Annotated in this window: 9 protein-coding genes; 1 reads left to right on the plus strand and 8 read right to left on the minus strand. The window is 62.6% G+C overall.

Translation table 11 applies throughout. The annotated features are described in order from the left end of the window. Nucleotides 1-106 precede the first annotated feature (106 nt). A complete protein-coding gene (locus RTI28_RS27295) occupies nt 107-646 on the plus strand; it encodes an NUMOD4 motif-containing HNH endonuclease (protein WP_316923391.1) in 540 nt (179 codons plus the stop codon). Here RTI28_RS27295 and RTI28_RS27300 read toward each other — a convergent pair. From RTI28_RS27300 to RTI28_RS27335, 8 genes are all read right to left on the minus strand, one after another. Then, nucleotides 643-1,317, minus strand: coding sequence for a hypothetical protein (locus RTI28_RS27300; protein WP_316923392.1), 675 nt, complete (start codon nt 1,315-1,317; stop codon nt 643-645). The genes RTI28_RS27295 and RTI28_RS27300 overlap by 4 nt on opposite strands. A gap of 1 nt (nt 1,318) precedes the next feature. Next, complete coding sequence (locus RTI28_RS27305; RefSeq protein ID WP_316923393.1) at nt 1,319-1,711, minus strand: hypothetical protein; 393 nt, start codon at nt 1,709-1,711, stop codon at nt 1,319-1,321. Between the two features lie 3 nt (nt 1,712-1,714). Beyond that, complete coding sequence (locus tag RTI28_RS27310; protein WP_316923394.1) at nt 1,715-2,092, minus strand: hypothetical protein; 378 nt, start codon at nt 2,090-2,092, stop codon at nt 1,715-1,717. A gap of 3 nt (nt 2,093-2,095) precedes the next feature. Further along, nucleotides 2,096-2,530 (minus strand): hypothetical protein, encoded by a 435-nt coding sequence (locus tag RTI28_RS27315; RefSeq protein WP_316923395.1) that lies wholly within the window; start codon nt 2,528-2,530, stop codon nt 2,096-2,098. A 47-nt stretch (nt 2,531-2,577) separates the two neighbouring features. After that, entirely contained in the window at nt 2,578-3,555 is a 978-nt protein-coding gene (locus tag RTI28_RS27320) for a major capsid protein (protein WP_316923396.1), read from the minus strand. Between the two features lie 3 nt (nt 3,556-3,558). Next, entirely contained in the window at nt 3,559-4,149 is a 591-nt protein-coding gene (locus RTI28_RS27325) for a hypothetical protein (RefSeq protein ID WP_316923397.1), read from the minus strand. A gap of 312 nt (nt 4,150-4,461) precedes the next feature. Next, nucleotides 4,462-5,553 (minus strand): minor capsid protein, encoded by a 1,092-nt coding sequence (locus RTI28_RS27330; RefSeq protein WP_316923398.1) that lies wholly within the window; start codon nt 5,551-5,553, stop codon nt 4,462-4,464. Then, nucleotides 5,480-6,928: a DUF4055 domain-containing protein gene (locus RTI28_RS27335; protein ID WP_316923399.1), complete on the minus strand. Its 1,449-nt coding sequence runs from the start codon at nt 6,926-6,928 to the stop codon at nt 5,480-5,482. The genes RTI28_RS27330 and RTI28_RS27335 overlap by 74 nt, the downstream gene beginning before the upstream one ends. Nucleotides 6,929-6,979 lie beyond the last annotated feature (51 nt).

Below are 6,979 nucleotides of genomic sequence, written 5' to 3' on the forward strand. Positions count from 1 at the left end.
TTTAGAATGGGGCCGTGCGGCTAGCTTTAGCGGGCGAAAAGGCTGATTCATCACCGGCCCTGCCGCACGCCTACAAGTGATGATTTCTCTTTGATGGAGAGAAGCCATGCAAGAAGTCTGGAAAGCCATTCCTGGTTATGAGTGCTATTACGAAGTTTCTGATCAAGGCCGTGTTCGCTCGCTAGATCGCCGAACAACCGATCGCCTCGGAAGGCCGTTCGTGCGATATGGCAAGGTGCTCTCGCTCAACACCGAGGCCAAGGGATACAAGAGCATCCGGCTATGCGTTGAAACGAAGCATCGGATTTTCAAAGTTCACCGCCTCGTCGCGTATGCGTTCCTACCTGCTCCCTTGGAAGAGCAGCAGATCAACCACATCAACGGAGTCAAGGACGACAACAGGCCGGAGAACCTCGAATGGGTCACCCCAGAGGAGAACATGCGGCATGCGTTTTCAAGCGGCCTGGGGCGCTCAAGCCTTGGCGAAAAGAACACGAGAGCAATCCTGTGCTCTGATGATGTGCGCAATGTCCGCCAAATGAGCGCCGAAGGTGTTTCATGCGCCGCGATCTCCCGCCATTACCAGGTCAGCGAGGCAACCATCCGACAGATACTCAAAGGCAGGAACTGGGCTCATGTAGCCTAAACGCGATTCGCTGCAACGGCCTTTTCAACAATTTCCTGGAACCTCGAAAGCGTCACTCGGACCATCCCGTGCGGCGCTTGTGTTGAGTGCCCATATTCCAAAGGCACCGCGTAGATTAGATTGTTCACGATGTAGGCCGTCTGGCCGATGGTCAGCGCTTGCACCCGGGTAATGAGCTCGGCAATCGTTTGGCTGCCCGAGGGGTCGATGCGGTCGAGCTCTTCGGTCGCCGGCGAATCGATGGAGAACTGCCAGTTGCCCCGAAACCGTCCGCCGACGTAACCCTGGCCAGCCACCAGGCCATTGGTGGCGAAGTTCTGCTCGCGCTCGGTCTTGGTCAGAGGCTTGGCGTACTTCACGCCCTTGCGCAGCCTGCCGGCCTTGGTGAAGTTGTCCTGGTTCAGGTTGATCAGGGTGTTGCGGATCGCGACCTTGAAGTCGTAGTCATCCGCGGCTTTGTTGGCCTTGGTCCGGTAGGCCACGTTGGCAGCCCAGATCTCCGGGTTGCCTACCGGCGACATGCGGATAACGCTGCTGCCAATCTCGATCACGATCTCGCGAAAGGTAGCGTCCAGGGCTTGCTCTGCCTGTTCGGCGAATGCCCGGATAGCCTCGGCGAAACCGCCCTGCTGCCCACCGTATCGCTGGGTCATGTGTGAGCCGCGCGCCATATCACTTTCTCAGTTGGATAGTAAAAGTCGCCTGGGCCGGATCCTCGGACACATTGAGCGCACGGTAGCCACTCACCTGGTCGCCGATCTTGGGCGTAGCCACAATGTCGGTGACAGCTCCGGCCTGCCCCTCGAACAGTTCGTTCTGGAGCACCAACAGCTTCACGTCCTCGATTTGGATCCGTGAGCCGTCGATTTCCTTGGCCAGGTAGCTACCGAACACACCGCGGCCCGTGTAGTAGGTGGTCGACGCCGGCACCGTGCCGCCGATCTCGGGGTCGTACCCACCTTTAACGGTGCGAGACCCAGCCACAGGCTTCACCGTATCGGCCAAGCCTTCAGGGTCATCGAACGCCTCCGCCAAGTCGGCCTGGATTTCTTCGCGCATGCCCATGAGTTAGGTCCTCCTGAGCATCACGGTGCCAGAACGACGGATCCATGGTGCGATGAGGTCGATGGCGAAGTTCTCGCCTGCAGAGCGATCAACGGAGCCAGCGACATAGGTTTTGCTGGTCGAAGTTCCAGCCTGGGCGGACACCGTCTTGCTCTGCACTTCGCGCTGGGTGTCCTTGTAGAGCTGGCCGGCCGCAGCCAGCTTGGCCACCTGCGCGCCGGCACTGACGATGGCGCCCGGCACCGGACTTGGCACCGTCCGTTTGATCTTGGCCGTCAGCCAGGCGTTGGCCATGGCCACGGCAAGGACCGCATCACCGGCGCCGGCCCAGCCCTGCCCGAGTGCATGGTCGACGTCAGCGACGGTGATGAAATCGGTCATGGCTTATTCCTTCGACGGGATCAGGGCCTGCAGTTCTGGCTTGTTGAGGGCTGGGTCGAAGGTGATGCCCTGGGCCGCCAGCCACTCCTTCAGCTCCGGCACCTTCATCTTGTGAGGGTCGGTCTCGGCGCCACCCTCCTCCTCGATCGCCTTGTCGATCTCGGCCTGGCTGCTGACCGGGGCGTAGCCGTTCGGTGGGTAGGCCGAAGCCTTGTAACCCTCTGCCACCCACTGGGCGACGGTAGGGCCATCCAGGCGTAGACCTTCCTCGATCTCGCTCACGCTGATGCCCTGGCGCTGGTAGGCCTCGCCGATGTGCGGGGCATTCCCCTGCACGGACACCGAGGTCGCGCCGTCGATCACGCCGAAGAACTGATCCAGGCGGCGATAGCAGGTGCCACGCTCGCTGCCCGGGGAGTTGGTGTAGATGACTTTCATGCTGATCTCCTGCGCAGGGCGCCAGGCCGGCACCCCGCATCATGGGGTCAAGGGGTGGCGGTGCCGCTGATGACCGCGGCGAACGGAACCTGCTTGCGGTCGAAGACGCGCTTCCAGTTGGCTGCGGAGGCGTACTGGACGGCGCTCGGGCTCAGGTTGCGGTTCTCGCTACCCTGCCAGCTGAAGCCGGCCGGCTGGAGAATGTAAGTCTTGCGCTCCCACAGGACCTCGGCACCACCGCCGTTGCCGCCATCGGCTTTGCGCTGCATCTCGACCGGCATGTGCGGGTCGCCCTCGCCGTAACCGAAGGCGCCTTGGCCGAAGAACAGCGAGAGGAACTGGCCCGGCGCATAGGTCAGGGCGTCATCCATGAACACCGGCTTGCCCAGGTAGGTGGCCAGGATGATCTTGCCCTGCGAGTCGCGCAGGTACTCGATCATGTCCTGCTTGACCATCTGGTTCATGACGACCGAGTGCACGCCGATGGCGCCGAACATGTCGGCGGCGTCGCCGGCGGTGAAAGCGGCATCTTGGAATGCGTTGGCACTGATCGAGGCGCCGGCGTCCTTCACCATGTCACCACCGTTCTGGGCGATGTTGGCCGCGATGATGCCACGCCCTGCGCCCATCAGGTAACGCTGCCACTGACGGGTCCAGTAGGTGCCGAAGCGGTTACGGATGTGCTGCATCGGCTCGGAGTTGGCCAGTTCAGCAGTCAGGTCGGAGACGCCGTAGCCCTTGTTGAGGTACAGCGTCCGGGCACGCATGCTGCCCTGCTCGGCCTTGCCGACGGCGCCCAGGTCGTCAGGGTCATCGTTGGAGATGTTCGGCGCCTCGTCGGCATCGAGATCCTGCCAGTAGCTGATCTCGGAAGTGCCTTGGCCGTTCTTGGCGATATTGTCCAGGGTGGCCGAGCGGGTGATGATGCCCGACTCGTAGACGGCGGTCTTCTCCGGAGAATTCACCGGCTCCAGAGTGCCGTAGTAGTCGGCAACGAAGATGTCCGACAGTTGAGTAGATGCCATGGGTTAGGTCCCTCGGGTGGCTTGGAGTTTTTTGTAAGCGTCGGGGTTGTCCCGGGCGATCGCAGCGCGCTCGGCCTCGGTGTACTCGCCCCACTTCTTCGTGGCCTTGCCACCGTTGTCGCCGGTCTGCCCGGCACCCTGAGCCCTTGGCCACAGGTGGGTAGCGGTTTCGCGCAGCGATTCCGCCCATTCGAGGGGAGACAGCGGGGTCTTGCCGTCCTTCCCGTACACGACTTCGCCGGCACGGTCGGTGGCAACGGGCTCGCCGTCTTCGCTCAGTTTGAAGGTGCCGCGGGCACGGAGGATGATGTCCTCGGCAGCCTCGGGCAGCGCGCCGGCCTTGATGGCGGCAGCGCGGATGGAGTCAGCCAGCACCTTGTCGCTGTACTTGGCAGCGAAGGCTTCGGCCTTGTCAGCACGTTCGTTGGCGGCCTTGACCTGCTTGTCCAAGTCGGTGCGCAGGCGCTCGGTGCGGCGGCTGATGACCTCGTCCAGCTTGCCCTCGGCGATCAGCTTGGTCTCTTCGTCCTGGCCGGCCTTGGCCAGCAGGCCCTTGACTGCTTCGATGTCCAGGCCGTCGAACTGGCCTTTCAAACTAGCCGCCCCATCAGGTGAAGAGCAACCCTTGTTCAGAGCTATTGTTGCATGAGCTCTGGCGGTAAGTTTAAGCACCCGCAGCCTCAGCACATGCTTCAGAACAAACGCCACTCTGGCGGAGAAAGATGGACAATTTGCTTTCACGTAACGCTTCAGGTCGCGGAAAGCCCTCATCCTATTGCGCCTAGACGTGCTAGTAGGAAACTCCGTATAGAACATCGAAATGAGGTGATGCATCACGATTCTGCTATCCGTCGGGCTCATACCGTTGAGCATCGCCAAGGTCCTTAAAAGCTGTAAATCGCCAACTTACAACCCTGCGGCCTCGAAAGCGAGCGGCTCCAGCTCCTTGAGCTGGTCCAGCGTCAGCGGCTTGAAATTCTTGTCCAGCTGCAGCGCGGCGAAGCGCTCAGCCGTTAGCCCGCCGTCGCGGAAGAGCTTGCCGCGCACAGGCCCCAACGCGGCATCTTGGAAGGCCGCGGGCTGCGTTTTAAGCCACTGGTAGTAGCTGAGGCTTGCCGAAACCTGCCCGCCGCCATCCGCACCCACGGCCGCCCTCGTGGCGCCCTGCCCGAACAGCGTCGACAGCCTGGTGATCGGCGTGATGGTGGTTCGGCAGTGGATGTGGAACGGGGGCACAGGCCCCTTGCCCACCTCAAACTCGCGGCCATCCAAGCTCCGGCATTGCACGCTGGTCTTCCGGTCCAGGGTGGCGACGATGCGATAGCCTGGCACCACCTCGGCGTTCGCCTTGAGCGTTTCCATGCGTGCCGTGGTGGACCCATGCTGGACTGCGGTCTGAACGACTGCTCGGGCGCTTCGGTTCGTGACCGCCAGCACGCCGTCCGTGAAGTTCTGCGCGGCGGTGCCGCGAATGGCCTGGGTGATCTCGGCGTTGGTCTGGCCCTGCACGACCCCCATCCGGATGGCGTTGGTTACCCGGTCCGACTCGGTGCGCGTCCATCCGCTAAGGAAAGGCTTGAGCAACTTCCCGCCATCTACCCCAGCCACCTGCAGGGGCTGCGCGTTGATCGCCGCCCTGAGCAGCGAATCTGCCGGCATGGCCGCATCGATCAGCAGCGCCTTGGCCAGGCTGCGGCCCTCGAATGCGGCCTCGTACTGGGCGATGTCCACCAGGTCGGATTGCATCCGGTCGCTGAAGGCTCTGTAGATCTCCAGCAGTTTGCCCCCTACCCGCCCCAGGAACTCTTCCAGTCGGCTCCGGCCGTAGGTGGTCAGTTCCTTGCGGGTGAGCTGGTCACGTACATGGCTGTCAGCCCGGCGCAGGTAGGTTTCGAACTTCTTGACCTCCCCCGCCTTGAGCCGCTCAAGCAGTACCGAGTGGCGGCTTACCTGCTCCAGCAGCTTTTCGTCCGCTGTTTGCTCCGGTTTCGTCGCCATCTTCGTCGTCCAGGTTTACGCCACCGCCGTGGTCGTCGCCGATCAGTTCGGCCTCTTCGTCGTATGGGCGCTCGGGCAGCTTGCCGGTGGTGAGGTACTGCCAGTAGGTTTCGGCGCTGATCGTGCCGGCCATGACGCTCTTCTGCAGTTCTGCCAGCACCTGGGCGTTGACCTCGGGGATCACAAACTCAGGCTTGACCGTGAAAACCACCTCGTCGGGGTTGAAGCCGGTCCACTCTGCGGCGTACCGCAGGGCCTGCTCGATAGCCTCCGCAGCCGTGATGACGATGCTGTGCAGCGTGGCGTGCTGGTCGTTCTGGCGGGTCTTGCGTGCTTCGCCTGATTCAGTACCGGAGACGTCCATTACCTTGGCGCCTGCCTCAAGAGCCGCGTTCTTCTGGTCCTCCATCGCCGTGCGGACAGCCTGGATGCCGGCGCCTTGGAACTCCAGATATCCGCACGCCCCTTGTGGCCCCAGGTCCCAGGCCGCCGATGGCCCGGTAACGCTCAGCTCCACACTCTCGTCCAGACCGGACACCCAGGGCTGCGGGTGGCTGGTCTGGTGCAGTGCGGTGAAGTAGTCGGCACTGAGCTGGTATGACTTCAACGCAGCTCGTGCCATCGTCAGCAGTGGGATCTCGTCCACGCCAGGAGAGTTGTCGGTGGAGCCACAGTAGATCACCGGGATGTAGTCCAGGCCACGCACCAGGTTGTTGCTGCCATCGACAGTGCCCAGCGGGCGGTCGTCTTCGATCAGCTCCCCAGCCTCGTTGCGCACGCCAGTGCGGCAGACCGCGCCGTCCATGTAGAACTCGCGGTAGACCGTCTCGCACTCGTGGCTGTAGCGATCCTGCTCCTTGCGCCTGAACTCGCGGAAGACGGACAGCACCAGGTCCTGGCGGCCACCTTGGTCGGCGGTGTCCCAGTTGATGGCGTTGCGCACCGCGTAAGTGGCGAAGTACGGCTTGCCCGCGTCATCGATGTTGACCACCAGGGGCACCCGGCCATGGGAAATGGCTTGGCGCACGATCCGCAGGAACAGTTGGGTCAGGCCGAAGCCATCAGCCGTGGCATTGTCCTCCAGGCCCTTCAGTCCCGCGGGTAGCTTCACCTCGGGCATCAGGCGCGAGACCAGGCCCATCATCGAGCGCAGCGAGTCTCGCACCCAGTGCTCGTACTGGGCTCGCGCCGTGTAGTTCTGGTAGAGGTAGGCATTGCCCTGCCCGTCCAGTTTCTCGGCCTCGGTCATGCCGCTCGGCTTAGGCAGGTTGCGCGGGTTGCGCTTGATAGCGCCCTCGCCCTCCAGGGCGTCGTCCATCATCCGCCACTCTTCAATATGAGCGTCGTAGTCTGGGTTGGTCGATTGAACAGGCATTACGCCAAACCTCCGATGCGGCGAGTGCCGGCGGACTGAGTCTTGATCGGG

It is taken from the genome of Pseudomonas sp. zfem002 (genome assembly GCF_032621685.1).
In the GTDB taxonomy this organism is placed as follows: Bacteria; Pseudomonadota; Gammaproteobacteria; order Pseudomonadales; family Pseudomonadaceae; genus Aquipseudomonas; species Aquipseudomonas japonica.

Coding starts and splice junctions, on each gene's coding strand:
- RTI28_RS27295 (WP_316923391.1), top strand. CDS start 107: ATGCAAGAAGTCTGGAAAGCCATTCCTGGTTATGAGTGCTATTACGAA.
- RTI28_RS27300 (WP_316923392.1), bottom strand. CDS start 1,317: ATGGCGCGCGGCTCACACATGACCCAGCGATACGGTGGGCAGCAGGGC.
- RTI28_RS27305 (WP_316923393.1), bottom strand. CDS start 1,711: ATGGGCATGCGCGAAGAAATCCAGGCCGACTTGGCGGAGGCGTTCGAT.
- RTI28_RS27310 (WP_316923394.1), bottom strand. CDS start 2,092: ATGACCGATTTCATCACCGTCGCTGACGTCGACCATGCACTCGGGCAG.
- RTI28_RS27315 (WP_316923395.1), bottom strand. CDS start 2,530: ATGAAAGTCATCTACACCAACTCCCCGGGCAGCGAGCGTGGCACCTGC.
- RTI28_RS27320 (WP_316923396.1), bottom strand. CDS start 3,555: ATGGCATCTACTCAACTGTCGGACATCTTCGTTGCCGACTACTACGGC.
- RTI28_RS27330 (WP_316923398.1), bottom strand. CDS start 5,553: ATGGCGACGAAACCGGAGCAAACAGCGGACGAAAAGCTGCTGGAGCAG.
- RTI28_RS27335 (WP_316923399.1), bottom strand. CDS start 6,928: ATGCCTGTTCAATCGACCAACCCAGACTACGACGCTCATATTGAAGAG.